We start from the raw sequence: 16,431 nt of genomic DNA, 5'->3' as shown, positions 1-16,431 counted from the left end.
ATCGGAATCCGCAGAAAAGAGATGTACCAACCCCGCAAATCGGCATCAGACTGCCGAAAGCGGCACGTCAGTGCCCTACCCCTTGCGCGGCCGGAAGCGACTCATCATCCTCGTCCCAGATCGATTTCGGGTCTCGGCAATCATCCGTTTCGGGGTGAAGCCATCAAGCGCGGTGTCGGTTGAGCAGATACATATCGCAGGACAGGCAGGTGCAATTGAACCTGGGCATGAAGGTGCTACACGCTCGCTCCGTCGAGTGATGAACCCTTCACGTTCGGTGCCACGAAAGCACCCAAGGCCATATCTTGAGCATATGTCGAGCAAGCTACGCTGCATCAGAAAATGCGGCGCGATATCGCTCGACTATCTTTCGCGAATTTATGGAGGGAACTCTGAAAAAGTTCGAGACGTCCGCAAGGAGGATCACCAACAAAAACAATCACTTGCAGCTCTGCGCGTCAAAACCGTGAAATAACGGTCAAATATATCGGTATGATCGAGCGCGAACGACTGCGAGTTGCTGCGGCACTCCTCCGCGGCAATGGCTGTACGTTGGCATTGCTGTCAGAGTGACGCTATGCCTCCCAAATGATAGATGCTGAACTCGCACATTTTTTATCGCCCACTCGTCTTACCAACGATCGATGGTCGCCGCTGGTGCAAACGCTCAGACGCTTCGCCAACATAACTGGCACTGAGGCCAAATCGCACATTGCACTCCTTTTGCAGGAAGGTAGGCTGATCGCTCGCGCCAGACATATTTTGCGTGGAGACCAATCAAATTGGTCAACATCCCAGTTATCTACGAGCCTTTCCAAGCCCATGAATGCTGGCGGCAGCAATGATTCACACCGCTCATTCGTGCTGGATGCCAGCTTCTGGATAGCGAGCATAAGCCTTCTAAACGACTTGCAATTCTGGCGGGTTGAGGAAAATCGGATTCTGCTGACGCTAGGCGCGCGACAAGCCCACTTCCGTACACGGCCGGCCGCCGAACATGGCGACTCACTTTTTCAGCCAGGGGAAGATTTTGACGTCGATAATCCTTGGTCAAACCCTTCGTTTCGACAGAAGCACTTCATGTCACCAGAAGAGCGAGCCTGGTGCCGTCACGTGACCGATTTCGATTGCGCAGACATTCTGGAAATTGACATTCGCGAAGCTGAGGCAGCCGCAATCCTAGAGATCTTGCTAAACCAAAGATCATCGAATGAAATCAAAGTCAAAAAACAAGATAAAATCAGGTCAAATGTCACAACAAAGCCAGCCTGGTGCGCTGAACTATGCCTATTATCTTTCAGAAAAGAAACAAGGATCATCAATAATCCTTACGAGCTTGCCCAATATGTAAATAGTAGTTTAGAACATAAAGGCAAAACTTCCATTATTGATCAAGATATTCTTCATCTATGCAATGATTGTATATCTCTTTTGTTTGGATTGGGAGCGCACCCTCTTAACGGGGATATGATGGAGGGGATCATTAAACTGCGCGGTCGACAGATATCCGAGGATGCCCGCCATTTCATATCGCAACTTTTCCATATGATAACATGTGATGAAATACGCTCTCCTATTAGTGCTTTACAGTTAATGAAGCGGGTCAATGATGAATTGTTAGGTCGAAACAAAACTCGATCTAATGCTCAAGCCGCGCGCCTTGCCTGCCAAGCGGTCTCGAAACATGTTTCATTTACACATGGATGACGTTGAAGCAGCCGCCGGCGAGTTTCAATATGTGCTGTAAGGTATTTGTCGCACACGACAAATCCACTTGTCGGTACCCCAAAAGTACGTAGCTCGAAAGGGCACGTCATATGCGTCCCTGCTCGCCACCGTTCGGCGAATGAATGGAGAATGCAAATGACAGGAAGTTTTAGCAGAATTCAAAAGCGGTGCTTCACACTGCAGCAATTTTGCGAGTGGTCTGGCTGCGGAAGAACTGCGGCATTTCAGCTCATTCGGGACCGACAGCTTGAAGTTGCTCGGATTAACCGCAGAGTCCTAATCACCGTTGAAAGTGCCGAAGCGCTGATTGAGCGCTCTATCGTAAAGGGCGGCGTGAAATGACGGCTGCCCATACGCCCAAAAAGAAATCCGTTGCAAACCTCCTATGCGAGACGATGGAAGGTCCTGCCCAGCAACTTGCTGCAAGCTTGTTCGGTGGGCAGTCCCTCTTGGACTATTCGTCGCTGGCCAGTCGGGTCGATGCAAGAGCGGTAGCAACTGAGATGAGCAGCCGTTGCGTCACCATGAACCGGAGGGGAGAAATCAGCACGATTGAACTTTCCGTCGATTTTCTCCCCAGCTTAGGAAGTCCGAGTGATCAAGGGAGACTGGATAGGCCAGAGGTCATCAAAGCAGCTAAGCGGCAGGATGGCTTCGCTCCACACTCCGTTGCGAAAATTTGCGTGATCCCGGCTCCATCACCAAATGGAGACGAAAAATTCTTCTACTTGCCTGCCGTGGGGAGCTTAACGATCGGGCTAACCGATTTCTCTGAGCCAACCCCGAAGCGGCCAAGGCGAAGTCAAACAGCAGCGACTGCTGAACTCGGGCTCGGTCTTACATTTGATCGCGTCAGATATGATAATCCGACCGACGCGGAGGTTCAGGACGCCATCCGCACATTCATCAAAATGGACCGCACCCATGCATCGCGGCAAACAAGTTACTCAGAGTTGAAGTTGAAAAACACACGTTGGGAAACTCCCGATTTTTGCGAATTGGGGCTGCTTCAGTTATTATCGCAAATCCCCGTCGACAAAGGCTATTTTGGACATGGCGTAGGCATCGACTTGCTGGAGCACGCTTTGGTAGGACCTATGAACCGTGCGAAACAGGTGAAGAAGAGCAAGCAGGCGCTGTCCCGAGCTAAAGCACTGAATCTCTGGTGGTGCGATACGGTCGAAAATCCAGGAAAAAGAAACAAACCTCCGCTCGTAATTTTGTAAAGAAATAATGCCCCATGCTACAGTTTAGCGTGAGGCATCAACTTGTCGTAGCAATGCTTTATACAAAGTATGCCTGCTTTATACAAAGTATGCCTCATCAGCACTTATAGGGTAAATAGGTTCCTTTAGGAATCTACCCACGGAGCCCTATGATCTTCATAGCAAAATATTATGCCAATCGAGAAATCTGTACCGCTCGATCATCGTGCGGCCCCGCGCATCGACAGCCATACTGAGAGTCTGACTCGGAATCGGAATGCAAGTAAAATCAAAGCCTTGCGATTTTGCGAGTGATGAACTGAACGGAAGCAAGGAAGATCCACGCGATCGCGCTCTCAATCGTGCGCTCAAAGTCTTTCGCCAGCCTTCGATTACGATTGAGCCACGCCAATGTTCGTTCGACGACCCAACGGCGTGGCAACACGAGAAAGCCACGGGCGGTGTCTGACCGTTTGACGATCTCGATCGTCCAGTTGCCGGTCTTCATGGCTTTCTTGCTGAATTTCGGCCCGGCATAACCGCCATCGGCAAATATGTGGGACAGCCATGGGAAGCGCCGATGTATTCGCTTCAGGAGCAGCGGCCCGCCATCCCGATCCTGAATGTCAGCGGTGTGGACGATCACGTCGAGCAACAGACCGAGAGTGTCTGTGAGGATATGGCGCTTGCGTCCCTTGATGCGCTTGCCCGCGTCGTAGCCGCGAGGCCCTCCGCTTTCCGTCGTTTTGACCGACTGGCTGTCGATAATACATGCGCTCGGGCTCGCCTCGCGGGCCTCCAGTTCACGCGCTACCATCACCAGCCTGTGGTTGATTGCCCGCCACAATCCCATGTCGCGAAACCGATAAAACCACCGCTGAACGGTTGTGGCGGGCGGAAACAACCCAGGCGGCAACATCCGCCACGGAAGCCCGCCTCGCAGAAGATACAGCATAGCATCAACAAGCTGGCGCCAATCCCATTTGCGACGCCGACCAAGCGGCAGATCGCCAGGCATCATCGGCTCCAGCACACGCCATTCGGCATCGGTCGTGTCACTTGGCAAACGCAGCCCTTTGCGCGCATGCTGCGCGCGGGTGGTATCGGTCCACATGGGATACTCCGTCGGTGTCTCGCAACTCCGACTGAATCACATGTCGCTGATATCGCCCACCTTTCTTTCAGATCCTATTCCGGTTCAGGCTCTCAGTAATTCCATTGCACCTGTGTACGGATAAGATTGCCTTCCGCACGACCTGTACGGCGTTCGTCGGCTTCGGCACGTTTCATTCGGGCGAAGGCAAGGGTGAATTCCAGCGCTTTCCACGGCTGCCATTCGACGCCCAGTTCCAATTCATCGGTTTCCAGACGCGGCGCATTCGTGCCCGCCTTCCACCCGCCGCGATAATATTGCCAGCGGCCATAGGGCATCAGCGTACCGATCGAGTCCGTAGGCATGCGGTACATCATCTGGACATAACCGCCGTTCAGCTTCCTGGTCAGGATGGATTGGCTGGCGCGATCATATTCCGGCCCCTTGCCCCAATTCCATTCTGCCTGGATACCGAAGGGCTGCGGGTAGAGCATGGCGTGGATGCCGAGGCGATCGTCATCATAGGCCACGGAACTGACCGAGCCGCTGCGCAGTTCGGGCTGCACGTCATTCATCATTGCAGAGCCGCCGATTTCGAACACCTGCCCGGCCAAGGCTTCGCCCAGGCCATCCAGTTCGAAAGGCCAGGTGGCGAAGGCGACCTTCATCAGACCCCGATTCTGTTCCGTCCTGTTGGTGCCCTGCCCGTTAAAGGCGCCTATGCCGAATGCGCCGTAATTGCCGAACAGCTTCTGGCCGTCATGCGACAGCCGATCCCAGATCTTCTGCACCGAAGATGGAGTATAATAGCCGACAATGCCAAGGTCTCGCTCGCTGGGTACCGCGCTGTTAATTGCATCGCTGCGATCGAGCGTCAGTCGGTTGGACGAGGACTGCATATTCTCCCAGCCAAAAGGCACCTTCGACTGGCCGAAACGCAGCCGGAAACTCTTCCCCTTGTCAAGGAAGACGTCGGCATAGGCGTCCCGCAATTGAGCGAAGCCCTCCCGCCGCTCGCTCCCCGCCTGGTTGTTCACCGCGGTGGCGAAATCGGATTGAAGATAGAGCGACACGCGATCGGAAATGTCGCCCTGAAGCACCAGCCGCGCACGACGCAGCGAAAAGCTGCCCCGGTCCGAGATCGAACTGTCATGGACCGATCGAAGGCGGGAAACGCCGGCAGGCGCGCTATCGTCGCCCGACAGAAAGGCATTGTAGCGCATCTGGGTATAGCCCCGAAGCGAGAGCCGTTCGTACCACGCCTTCGACCTGGATTCCGGGGCCGATGCGGGCGCGGCGGCCGGCGGCTGGACGGGTGCACTGGCCAGCGCGGCCGATGGCGTAGCGGCAGAGACAGGAACGGCCGCAGCGGGCTCCGCGGCGGCGGGCGCGGACCTGCTGGCGGCGAGCGCGGATGTCAGCGCCTGCACCTGCGCCTTCAGTTCATCGATCTGGCGTTGCAGTTCCGCATTGCTCTGGGCGTGCGCCACCTCCGGCATCAGCGCCAGCAGGCTTACCATCATAACCCTGCTTTTGAACATCTTCACCGGCACCGACTGACTCCCCCTGTATCCACTGGGTGCGGCGGCTATGGCATTTCAGCGACAATGGGATGACAGTAATATTTCATTTTGATGACAGGTGGCCGCACCATTGCCGCGCAGGTCCGGGCAGGCTGCTCCCCGCTTCTCGATAGCAGGGCCAGATGACGGGAAAGTGCATGTGCCGCCGTTTTTTGGAGGACCTTTTTCCGACCCTATCTCTCGCGCATGGCTTCCTTGGCCTTGTTGATCGGCTTCATCAGATAATCGAGCACGGTCTTGCGGCCGGTGCGGATTTCGACCGTCGCGACCATGCCGGGCATGATGGCGTGGTCCTTGCCGTCTTTGGTCCGCAGGCTGGAATGCCGGGTGCGGACATAGACGCGGTAGAAGACCTGATCGCGATTGACCTCATCCTGCAAGGTGTCGGGGGAGATGCGGTCGACCGTGCCGTCCAGCGTACCGTAGATGGACGGATCATAGGCGGTGATCTTGACCGTCGCAGGCAACCCCGGACGAATGAAGGCGATGTCGCGCGGGCTGATGCGCGCTTCGATGAGCAGCTTGTCCTCCAGCGGCACGATCTCCATCAGCGAACCGCCGGGCTGGAGCACACCGCCAATGGTCGTCACCTCCAGATTCTTGACGATCCCCCGCACCGGAGAGGTCAAGATAGTGCGGTTCAACTGATCGCGCCGGCCGCTCATCACCTGATCGACCACTTCCAGTTCGGCCTTGGTCTTCGCATAATCGTCATTGGCCTCGATGATGAACTGGTTGCGCAGGGAATCGAGCTTGGCCTGCAGTTCATTTTCCTGCCGCTGGAGCTGGATGACCTCGACCTTGTTGGCCGCGCCCAATTCGACCAGTGGCGTGGTCATCTGAAGCTGACGGCGGACGAGCGCGAGCGATTCCCGCAGGCTGGCCGTGGCGACCTGAAGATTCTGGCGCCGGGAACGGAGCAGTTCCATCTCCCGCTCGACCAGTCCCGGAGTCTGGCGGACCTCCGCGCCGAACCGGGGCTCTCCGCCGGTGATCTCCGCCTCCAGCCGGGCTGCCGCGGCCTCCAGCGAGCGCGCCTTGGCGACGGACTCGCCCAAGGTGGAACTGAACCGCGCGCGGTCGAGCGTCGCCAGCTTCTGGCGCGGCTGGACGATGTCCCCTTCATGGACGAAGATGCCGTCGACGATGCCGCCTTCCAGGCTCTGGATGACCTGGGAACGCGACGGAGGCGTGACCTTGCCGGGACCGACCGCGACTTCGTCCAGCGTGCCGAACCACGCCCAGACCAGAAAGGCCGTCACGCCCAGGGAAATGATGGGAATGACCCTCAGCTTCTCCGCGAAGGCTAGCCAGTCGCTCTCCTTCCCTGCCGCATCGCGCAGCAGGGGGGACGCCGTCTTCGTTTGCGTCGTCATGCCTGTGCCCCTCCCGTGACGCGGGCGCCGGCCCTGGGCCCGGCCAGCGTGGCGATCACCTTGTCCCTGGGGCCGTCCATGACCACCGCACCGCGCTCTATCACGATGATGCGATCGACCAGCCCGAGCAGTCCCGACCGGTTGGTCGTGACGATCAGCGTGCGGTCCCCCAGCCATTGGCTGAGTTCGCGCACCAGATGCCGCTCGCTATTCTCGTCCAGCGGCGCGGATGGCTCGTCCAGCAGCAGGATATTGCCCTTGCGCAGCAAGGTGCGGGCAAGCAGCAGCGTCTGGCGCTGGCCGCCCGAAAGGCCTGCGCCGCCCTCCTGCAACAGGAGGTCGAGACCCTGAGACTGGTTCTGGACGAGCGGCAGGCCACCCGTGACGGCCAGCGCCGCCACTATATCCTCGTCGCTGGCATGGGGAGCGCCGACCAGCAGGTTCTCGCGTATGGTGCCCAGGAACAGTTGCGCGCCCTGCCCCAGATAGCCGGTTTCCCTGCGAATGTCGGCCGGGTTGATCAGCGCCATGCTCGTGCCGTCGAGCAACAGCTTGCCGGAGGTCGGCCGCGCCAGCCCCGAAAGCTGGCGAAGCAATGTCGACTTGCCCGCGCCGATCTTGCCCAGCAGGGCGATCCGTTCCCCCTGCCGGATCGAGAGCCGGTCGACCCTCAATACCGCCGGCGATTCCGCGTCATAGGCATAGAGGAGATTTTCGATCTCATAATTGCCGCGCAACAGGGTGCGGCGGAGGAGCCCCGCTTCGGGATCATGATCCACGGGCTTTTCCATGATGTCGTTGAGCGCGCCGATGGCGACCTTCGCGCTCTGCCAGCGGGTGAAGACCTGCCCCAGCGGCACGAACAGCACCAGCGCGCGGCTGGTGAGGATGGAACAGGCGATGAGCGCGCCCATGGTCATGTCGCCGTCCATCACCCGATAGGCCCCCGCGACGACCACCGCCGTATAGGCAAGCTGCTGCAGGGTCTGGGACCAGTTGGAAAACAGGGCGGCGAAGAAGCGCTGCTCCGCCCCGACGCGGGCGCCGGTCACGGTGAACCGTTCCCATAGGGACTGGAAGCGCGGCTCGGCCTGCGCGGTCTTGATCTCGTCGATGCGCTCTATGGATTCCACGAGCATGGCGTTGCGCAGCGCGGCTTCCCGCATGCCCTCCTTCGCCAGCCGCCCAAGGGGAATTTGCAGGAGAAGCCCCGGCACGACGATGAGGATGAGCGCCGCCACCAGCACGAAGGTCAGCGGCCCCGCCAGCATGGTGAACAGCGCCAGGAAGAGGATGATGAAGGGCAGGTCGACCAGCGCGGACACGGTGGTGGAGGTCAGCAGTTCCCGGATCTGCTCTATGTCGCGCAACTGGGCGATGAAGGCGCCGGTCGACTTGGGCCGCGCATCGTTGCGGATGTCGAGCGCGCGGGCGAATATCCTGGAGGAGATCGCAAGGTCGGCCCGCCGTCCGATCCGGTCCACCACCACCACCCGGGAGGTGCGCAGCAGCAGTTCGAGCAGCAGCGCCATCAGCGTCCCCAGCGCAAGCACCCAAAGCGTGGGGATCGACCGGGCGGGAATGACGCGGTCCCATACCTGCATGGCGAAGAGCGACGTGCCGAAGGTCAGCAGATTGCCGAAAAGCGAGGCAAGCACGATCTCCCCATAGCCGCGCCGGTCGCTGAGCACCGTGTCCCAGAACCAGGACCGCCTGCTTTTGCGCAGGAAGGCGTCGATACGCGCATCACGCGCCCTGGTCGAAAGCGCCTCCACCAAACCGGCGCGGCCCGTCGCCTTCTCCGCAAATTCGGCGCGCGGGATTTCGAGCATGGTCTGGCCCGACAATCCGGGTACCGAAAACAGGACGCTGTCGGCGCCGCGCCGGTGGAGGACGGCAACCACCCCTTCGCGCATTTCGAACAGGGCCGGCAGCATCATGTCCGGCACCTCGTCAGGCCGGACATCGATCAGGTCGAGCTGGATTCCGGACAGCCGGGCCGCCTGCCGCAATTCGTCGCGCGGGTCGCCCTCATGGCCGGACCATGCCAGCCGGCCGGTCAGCTCCGCCTCCGTCAACCCTATCCCTTTCAGGCCGGCAAGCGCGACGATGGCCGCGATCCAATTGCGTCCTGCGCCGATTTCCCGATCAGCCATCGCCATCGTCCTGTGTCATGCTGGAGGGCAGGCCAAGCGATTGCCGAAGCTGGCCGAAGACATTCTCATATTGGACCCGCGCACCCAATATGTCGTATTCCGCCGCGATCCTGGCGCTCGCCGCGCGGTAGATTTCCAGTTCGGCATTCAGCAGTTCAGTGAGGCTGCGCTTGCCGAGCTTATATTCCTCCAGGAAGATCGCGCTGGCATCGACGGCCTGCTGTTCCTGGCGGCGATAGGCCCGGATGCGCAGATAACCGCCCCTGATCTGCTCCCGCGCGGCGAGGGCCCGGCCGCGGATGTCGAGGATCGTCGACTCCTTCGTCGCCTGCGCTGCGCGACGGTCTTCCTCGGCCGCCTTCACGGCATAACGGTTGGACCGGCGAACCAGGTCGCCGGTCACCGTCACCATGGCGGAAAAGGCGTCGTCCCTGTTGTTGTAGGTATAATTGTTACGGCTGTAGCCAAGCTGGATGCCAAGGCGCGGGAAGCGCTCGGCCCGCGCCTGCCCTACCCGCGCCGATGCCGCCTGTTCGGCCTGTTCGGCGGCGGCCACGGCAGGCAATGTGGCGAAATCAGGCTCCCCGTCATGGGACGCGAACCGTTCGATCGCCTGCGCCGGATCGTCATAGGCCTCCGGCGCGAGCGCCGATCAGATTGGCCAGCGTCACCTTGGCCGCCGTCAGCGACGATCCGGCCTGGATCTGGTCGCCGCGGGCGCTTTCCACCCGCACATCGGCCAGCAACAGGTCGGAACGATCGGAAAGCCCGGCATCCACCCGCAACTGGATCAGCATCTGGAGATGCTCCAGCGACTGGACATGCTTTGCGGTTTCGAGTTCCAGCAGCTCGAACCGCTTCACGTCGAGATAGGCGAGCGCGCCTGTCTCCGCCAACTGGTCGGCCGCCGATTCCAGTTCGAACCGGCGCTGCTTCTCGGTCGAACGGGCATAGCCGATCTCTCCCTTCGTCCGGCCGAAGTCCCAGGCAAGCTGGTTGAGCGTCAGGCTGGGCCCCGCCATATTGTCGTTGAGGCCGGAGCCGCTTTTGCCCGACAGCATATTGGGCCCTAGGTTCGCCTGATAGGAAAGCTGCGGCGTCCACAGGCTGCGCGCCGCCCCCAGATCGGCCCGCCCCCGGGCCAATGTGGCGCGGGCGCGGGCGAGATCGGGATGGCGGGCAAGCGTCAGCCCTACCGCATCGGCAAGGCCGATCCTGCTGCCATGGGCTGGAGGGGGATCGGCGACGGGATCGGCGGGCGCGGCGGAAGCGGCACCGGCATGGAGCGCTTCCGCCAGGGCAAAGCCAAGGAGCATGAGAATCTTCCCGGCCGAGGGCGGCAAAATCCCTTTCCGCTTCCGCATCAGTGGCCCCTCTCCCGCCCCTGCCCTCTGGCAGGTGACGGCATCAAACCACCACCAGCACGGGATCTTCGATGAGCACGGTCGTGGTTCCCAGACTATATTGCTCATAGGCGTGATTATCGACCAGCGCCTGGCCGACATGGACCGCACCGGTCATGGTCACGCTGTCGTTATTCTCGCCCGTGATGATGAGTTGCCGGTTCGCATCCGTCGCCTGGATGATGCCGGCCTCCGTCAAGGTGAGGCTGTGTCCGGTGTCGCCCACGCCCAGGTCGATCCGTTCCATATTGCGGATATTGGTCGCCGCATCGAGGTTCAGCGACACGCTGCTGTCGCCGCGGACGAGCAGCGCATCAGCGCCCGCCCCGCCGTCGATCAGCGTATCGGCCGCGTCGAACAGCAATATGTCGTTCCCGGTGCCGCCGTCCAATGTGTCGGCGCCGGCGCCGCCACGCAATATGTCGTTGCCGCCGCCGCCCTGGAGAATATCGGCGCCGCCATAGCCGTAGAGATGCTCATTGGCGGCGGTGCCGGTCAATATGTTGACGCCGGCCGTGCCCTCCAAAATGGTCGGATCGCTGCTGCCGCCAAGCAGGGTGTTGAGCAGATTGGCGTCGAGCAGACTGGCCGCATTGTCCGTCCGCGACGCGCCGGCCGTATCGGTCGCCGTGATGCTGATGCCTGACAGCAGGTTCACGTTGAGACCAAGCGGTGAATTGAAATGCACCGCCCTCAGCAATTCGTTGATGGCCATATTGTCGATCGGCCCGCCATCCAGCGCCGTTATAGTCATGGTCGAGGAGATGGTGGAGACGGGCGTCCCCAGCACGGTCACGAACTGGTTGTTGACGTTGACCGCAAGGCCGAGTTCGGTCGCCAGATCCTGCGACACGGTGAAGACCTGCGTGCCGACGGTCAGCAGGGGCGTAAAGTCCAGCACGACGCTTTGCAGGCTGTTCTCCGGATCGATCGCCACGAAGGCCTGGCTGCCGATGTCGAGCAGGCCCAGGGCTTCCGCACTGACAAGCCCCAGCAGGCTGCTGTCCGATGCCAGGACGATGGGCGCGTCGTTGACGTTCGTGATGGTGATCGGCTGGGCGGCCGTGGAGCCCACATTACCGACCGCATCCACGACGCGCACGTTCACCACATGGCCGCCGGCGCCGAGCGTGCCGGGACCGTAGGACCAGCTGGTGCCGCTGGTCGCCGCCTGCGTCCAGGTGGCGCCGCCATCCAGGCTGACCTCGACCCGCTCCCCGCCGGCCAGCGGTGCGCTCAGCGTGCCTGTGATGGTCGGGGACGTATCGTCGGTGGCCCAGTCGCCCACCACCTGCGTGTCGTCGCGCAGGGCCGTGATCGCGACCGTGGCGGTCGGGGCGACGGTATCGATGGCTATGGCATAGGGCGCCGACGCCAGGCCCGCATTGCCCACGGCATCCGTCACGACGGCGGTGAAGCTGTGCGGTCCATTGCCCAAGGGCGTTGTCGGCGTAAAATTCCAGTTGCCCGATCCATCCGCCGTTGCGGTGCCCAGCAGCGTGCCGCCATCATAGACGGAAACGTTGGCGTTCGCCTCCGCGCCTGTTCCCGAAATGGTCGGCGTCGTGTCGTCCGTCGCCCCTCCCAGAGCCACCGCGCCCAGCACCGAGCCCACATTGTCGCTGACGCCGGTAATCGTCGGCGCGGCCGGGACGGTGAGGTCTATCGTCAGCGCATAAGGCGTCGAGGCAATGCTGGCATTGCCTGCTGCGTCGACGCCAACGGCGGTGAAGCTGTGCGGCCCCTCGCCCAGCGGAGCGGTGGGCGTGAAATTCCAGTTGCCCGAAACGTCCGCCGTCGCCGTGCCCAGCAGGGTGCTGCCGTCATAGACCGAAACGGTCCCGTTCGCTTCCGCACCGGTTCCGGAAAGGGTCGGCGTCGTGTCGTCGGTCGACCCTCCCGAAATCACGCCGCCTAGGATCGAACCGGCATTGTCGCTGGCCCCGGTGATCGTCGGCACGGGCGGCACGGTCAGGTCTATCGTGACCGCATAGGCCGCCGAAGCGAGGCTGACATTGCCCGCCGCATCGGTCGCCGTGGCGGTGAAGCTGTGCAAGCCCTCGCCCAGCGGCGTGGTCGGCGTGAAGCTCCAATTGCCCGAAGCATCCGCCGTCGCCGTACCCAGCAGGATATTGCCGTCGTAGATCGAGATGCTTGCGTTCGCCTCTGCGCCGGTTCCGGAGAGAGTGGGCGTGGTGTCGTCAGTCGTTCCGCCCGAGATCACGCCGCCAAGGACCGAACCCGCATTGTCGGTCATGCCGGTGATCGTCGGAATGGAGGCGACGGTATCGACGGTCAAGGCATAGGCCGCTGAAGCCGCGCTCTCATTCCCCGCCGCATCCGTGGCCGTGACGGTGAAGCTGTGCGAACCCGCACCCAGCGGCGTGGTCGGCGTGAAGCTCCAATTGCCCAAAGCGTCCGACGTCGCCGTGCCCAGCAGGGTGCTGCCGTCATAGACCGAAATAATGGCATTCGCCTCGACCCCGAGTCCCGACAGGGTAGGCGTCGCATCGTCCGTGATCCCGCCATTGGCGACAGGGCCGAGGATCGACCCGGCATCGTCGGCCACCGCCGCTATCGACGGCACCGCAGGCGGCGTGGTGTCGAGGCCGGTATTGACGGTCACTGCACCGGCAAGCGAGCTATTGCCCGCAGCATCGGTCGCAATCGCGTTGACGACCGTTCCATTCGCCAGCGGGGAAGCCAGGGTGATGCTCCAATCGCCCGAGGCGTCCGCGGTCGTGGTCTCATCGAACACGCCATCGCCATCGGTGTCGAGGTCGATGATCGCGCCGGCTTCCGCGATACCCGATAGCGTGGTTCCGTCGGACGGAGCCAGAATCGGCGCGGCCGGAGCGCTGGTGTCGACGGTCAGCACATAGGCGGCAGACGCCGCGCTGACATTGCCTGCCGCGTCGGTCGCCGTGACGGTGAAGCTGTGCGTCCCCTCGCCCAGCGGCGCGGTGGGCGCGAAGCTCCAGTTGCCCGAACCGTCCGCGCTCGTCGTGCCCAGCAAGGTGCTGCCGTCGTAGACGGAGACAATGGCATTCGCCTCTACGCCCGTTCCCGAGAGGGTCGGAACCGTGTCATCCGTGCTGCCGCCATTGGCGATGGGGCCCAGGATCGCGCCGACATCATCGGCTACGCCGCCAATTCCGGGAATGGCTGGAGGAGTCGTATCCAGACCTGTATCGGCGGTCACCGTATCGGGGGTGGAGCTGTTGCCTGCCGCATCGATAGCGATGGCGGTCACCACCGTTCCATTTGCGAGCGGCGATGCCGGCGTAATGCTCCAATCGCCCGATGCGTCCACCGTCGTCGTCTCGTCGGATATGCCGTCACCGTCGGTATCCAGAGCGATGGTCGCTCCAGCCTCCGCAGTGCCCGATATTGTCGTGCCGTCGGTCGGGGCAAGCACAGGCGTTGCCGGAGCACTGGTATCGACGGTCAGGACATAGGCGGCCGATGCCGCGCTGACATTGCCCGCCGCGTCGGTTGCTGTGACGGTCAGGCTATGCGTTCCCTCACCCAGCGGCGCGGTGGGGGTGAAGTTCCAGTTGCCCGAACCGTCCACCGCGGCCGTGCCCAGCAGCGTGCCGCCGTCGTAAACGGAGACGATGGCATTCGCTTCGACGCCGGTTCCCGACAACGTTGGCGTCATGTCATCCGTGCTGCCGCCATTGGCGACAGCGCCAAGGATCGCGCCGACATCGTCGGCTACGGCGCCGATGGTCGGAATGGCGGGGGGCGTAGTGTCGAGTCCGGTATCGACGGTCACCGTATCGGGCGTGGAGCTGTTGCCAGCCGCATCCGTGGCGATGGCGCTGATCACCGTACCGTTCGCCAGCGGCGAAGCCAAGGTGATGCTCCAGTCACCCGATGCGTCCGCGACCGTCGTCGCATCGGACAGGCCGTCGCCATCCGTGTCGAGATCGATGGTCGCCCCGCCCTCCGCCGAGCCCGAAACCGTCGTCCCGTCGGTAGGCGCGAGCAGCGGCGCAGCCGGGGCGCTGGTGTCGACGGTCAGGACATAGGCGGCGGACGCCGCGCTGACATTGCCCGTCCCATCCGTCGCCGTGACGGTGAAGCTGTGCGTCCCTTCCAACAGTGGCGTGGTGGGCGTGAAGTTCCAGTTGCCGGAGGTGTCTGCAACGACTGTCCCAAGCAAGGCGCCGCCGTCATAGACAGAGACGATGGCGTTCGCCTCTACTCCGCTTCCCGACAGCGTCGGCGTCGTATCATCCGTGCTGCCCCCATTGGCGACAGGGCCGGTCGTCGTGCCGACATCGTCGACTACATTGCCCACCACGGGGATCGCAGGCGCAGTGGCGTCGACCACGACCGTCGCAGGGGACGATGTGTTGCCGGACGGATCGGTCGCAACGACCTCCACCGTCGTGCCGTCGGCAATGGGTGTCGCCGGCACATGGCTCCAATTGCCTTGGTCATCGACAGGAACCGTCGTGTCGATAGTGCCGTCGCCATCGCTATCGATGCCGACAGTCGCGCCGGGCTCCGCCGTTCCGGTCAATTCGGTCCCGTTGCTCGGATCGACGAGCGGAGCGGCGGGGGGCACGGCGTCAATGTCGATGCTGGCGGGCGCGGAGCTGTTTCCCACCGCATCGGTCGCAACGGCCGTCACCGTCGTCCCATCTGGAATCGGCGTCGAAGGCGTATAGTTCCAGTTACCGGACGCATCGGCCGTGGTCGTCGCATCGACGTCGCCGTCGCCATCCAGATCCAGCCCGATCGTGGCCCCTGCCTCAGCCGTACCGCCGAGCGCCGTGCCGTTGCTGGGATTGATCACCGGCGCCGGCGGAGCGGCCGCGTCCACCGTCACGCTGGTCGATGGCGACGCATTGCCCGCCGCATCCACTGCCGTAACCCGCACCGTCACACCATCGCCGATGGGCGTGGCCGGCGTATAGCTCCACCGGCCGGCATTGTCAGCGGTAGCCGTCGCATCGACCGAGCCGTCGCCATTGACGTCGATGCGCACCGTCGAACCCGCTTCCGCAGAGCCCGACAAGCTACGGCCATTTGTCGGCGCCACGGTCGGCGCTGCCGGGGGCGTGCTATCCACAGCCGTCCCGCCATCCGACCCACCCCCACCACCACCGCCGCCGCCAGCAGCAGCCGCGACGCCGATGCCGGCGGCCACCGCCCCCAATCCCGCCAGCAGGCCGCCGCTCAGGCCCCCCGCAGCGCCTGCGGGGGCGAAGGAATAGCTCAGGGCTTCGGTGGTCGTGTCGGTGGGCAGATAGCAGGCTTCGCTGCCCAGATCGGTCAGCCACTGCTGCCCATTGCCTGGTTCGAGGAAAATAAGGTCGGCAATGTCTCCCGGCGGACAATTGAAATAACCCTCCAGCCGGACCGCCGTACCGTCGGCAAAATGCAGGATCAGATCATCCCCTTCACGCCGCATCGCCGTCACCTCGCTGCGCGCAGCCGTCACCTTGATCGCTGAGCCGCCCTGGGCCTGGATCACGGCATTTTGTTGCTGAACGACGTGGGTTTGGGTCGCACCCGTCTGACGAACGGTGATGTCGATGCGCTTGTCCATGGACTACCTCCCTTGCAGAGAAGGTCGAATTCCAAAGATAATAGAAAGTTCCACCACAGTTGAGTAAAAACTTTTATGTTACTTAATATTACTTACTGTTATTTTTTATTTACAAAATTGACCATATGTTTATTTTTCAGCATTATATTCAAGATATTGCCTTATACATATTCATTTTTTATTTATATAAATTCGATATTGAAATATTATAACAATTTTTCCAATTTATTTACTATAGTTTTAGTGAGATGGTCAGGTAATCAAGATTTTCTCTTACATTTACGGCAAGTTCGGAATGTAGCCGTCGGCAATGTTGCGCTTGAA

At 61.4% G+C, this 16,431-nt stretch carries 9 protein-coding genes; 2 read left to right on the top strand and 7 right to left on the bottom strand.

The window, feature by feature from the left end:
- The first annotated feature begins 588 nt into the window (after positions 1-588).
- Together H5V43_RS03285 and H5V43_RS03280 are read left to right on the top strand one after the other, a co-directional pair.
- Positions 589-1,707: a hypothetical protein gene (locus H5V43_RS03285; protein WP_193666764.1), complete on the top strand. Its 1,119-nt coding sequence runs from the start codon at positions 589-591 to the stop codon at positions 1,705-1,707.
- A gap of 359 nt (positions 1,708-2,066) precedes the next feature.
- On the top strand, positions 2,067-2,954 hold the full coding sequence (locus H5V43_RS03280) for a hypothetical protein (protein ID WP_128830869.1): 888 nt from the start codon (positions 2,067-2,069) through the stop codon (positions 2,952-2,954).
- A 268-nt stretch (positions 2,955-3,222) separates the two neighbouring features.
- Here the strand turns inward: H5V43_RS03280 and H5V43_RS03275 are convergent, their stop codons facing one another.
- From H5V43_RS03275 to H5V43_RS03250, 7 genes are all read right to left on the bottom strand, one after another.
- A complete protein-coding gene (locus H5V43_RS03275; protein ID WP_025552332.1) occupies positions 3,223-4,047 on the bottom strand; it encodes an IS5 family transposase in 825 nt (274 codons plus the stop codon).
- Positions 4,048-4,139: 92 nt separating this feature from the next.
- Positions 4,140-5,549, bottom strand: coding sequence for a porin (locus tag H5V43_RS03270; RefSeq protein ID WP_025549236.1), 1,410 nt, complete (start codon positions 5,547-5,549; stop codon positions 4,140-4,142).
- Positions 5,550-5,782: 233 nt separating this feature from the next.
- Complete coding sequence (locus H5V43_RS03265) at positions 5,783-6,985, bottom strand: HlyD family type I secretion periplasmic adaptor subunit (RefSeq protein WP_037482550.1); 1,203 nt, start codon at positions 6,983-6,985, stop codon at positions 5,783-5,785.
- Positions 6,982-9,141 carry a type I secretion system permease/ATPase gene (locus H5V43_RS03260; RefSeq protein WP_025549239.1) on the bottom strand — a complete coding sequence of 720 codons (2,160 nt, stop codon included), beginning with the start codon at positions 9,139-9,141 and terminating at the stop codon, positions 6,982-6,984. The genes H5V43_RS03265 and H5V43_RS03260 overlap by 4 nt, the downstream gene beginning before the upstream one ends.
- Positions 9,134-9,697, bottom strand: coding sequence for a TolC family protein (locus H5V43_RS23545; RefSeq protein WP_244968679.1), 564 nt, complete (start codon positions 9,695-9,697; stop codon positions 9,134-9,136). The genes H5V43_RS03260 and H5V43_RS23545 overlap by 8 nt, the downstream gene beginning before the upstream one ends.
- A gap of 70 nt (positions 9,698-9,767) precedes the next feature.
- On the bottom strand, positions 9,768-10,457 hold the full coding sequence (locus H5V43_RS23540) for a TolC family protein (RefSeq protein WP_244968652.1): 690 nt from the start codon (positions 10,455-10,457) through the stop codon (positions 9,768-9,770).
- A 91-nt stretch (positions 10,458-10,548) separates the two neighbouring features.
- Positions 10,549-16,107, bottom strand: coding sequence for an Ig-like domain-containing protein (locus H5V43_RS03250; protein ID WP_193666763.1), 5,559 nt, complete (start codon positions 16,105-16,107; stop codon positions 10,549-10,551).
- Positions 16,108-16,431: the final 324 nt, after the last annotated feature.

This window comes from Sphingobium fuliginis, assembly GCF_015074805.1.
Classification (GTDB): Bacteria; Pseudomonadota; Alphaproteobacteria; order Sphingomonadales; family Sphingomonadaceae; genus Sphingobium; species Sphingobium fuliginis.
Note: the sequence above shows the minus strand (reverse complement) of the source record. Positions and strands in the feature narration are given on the sequence as shown.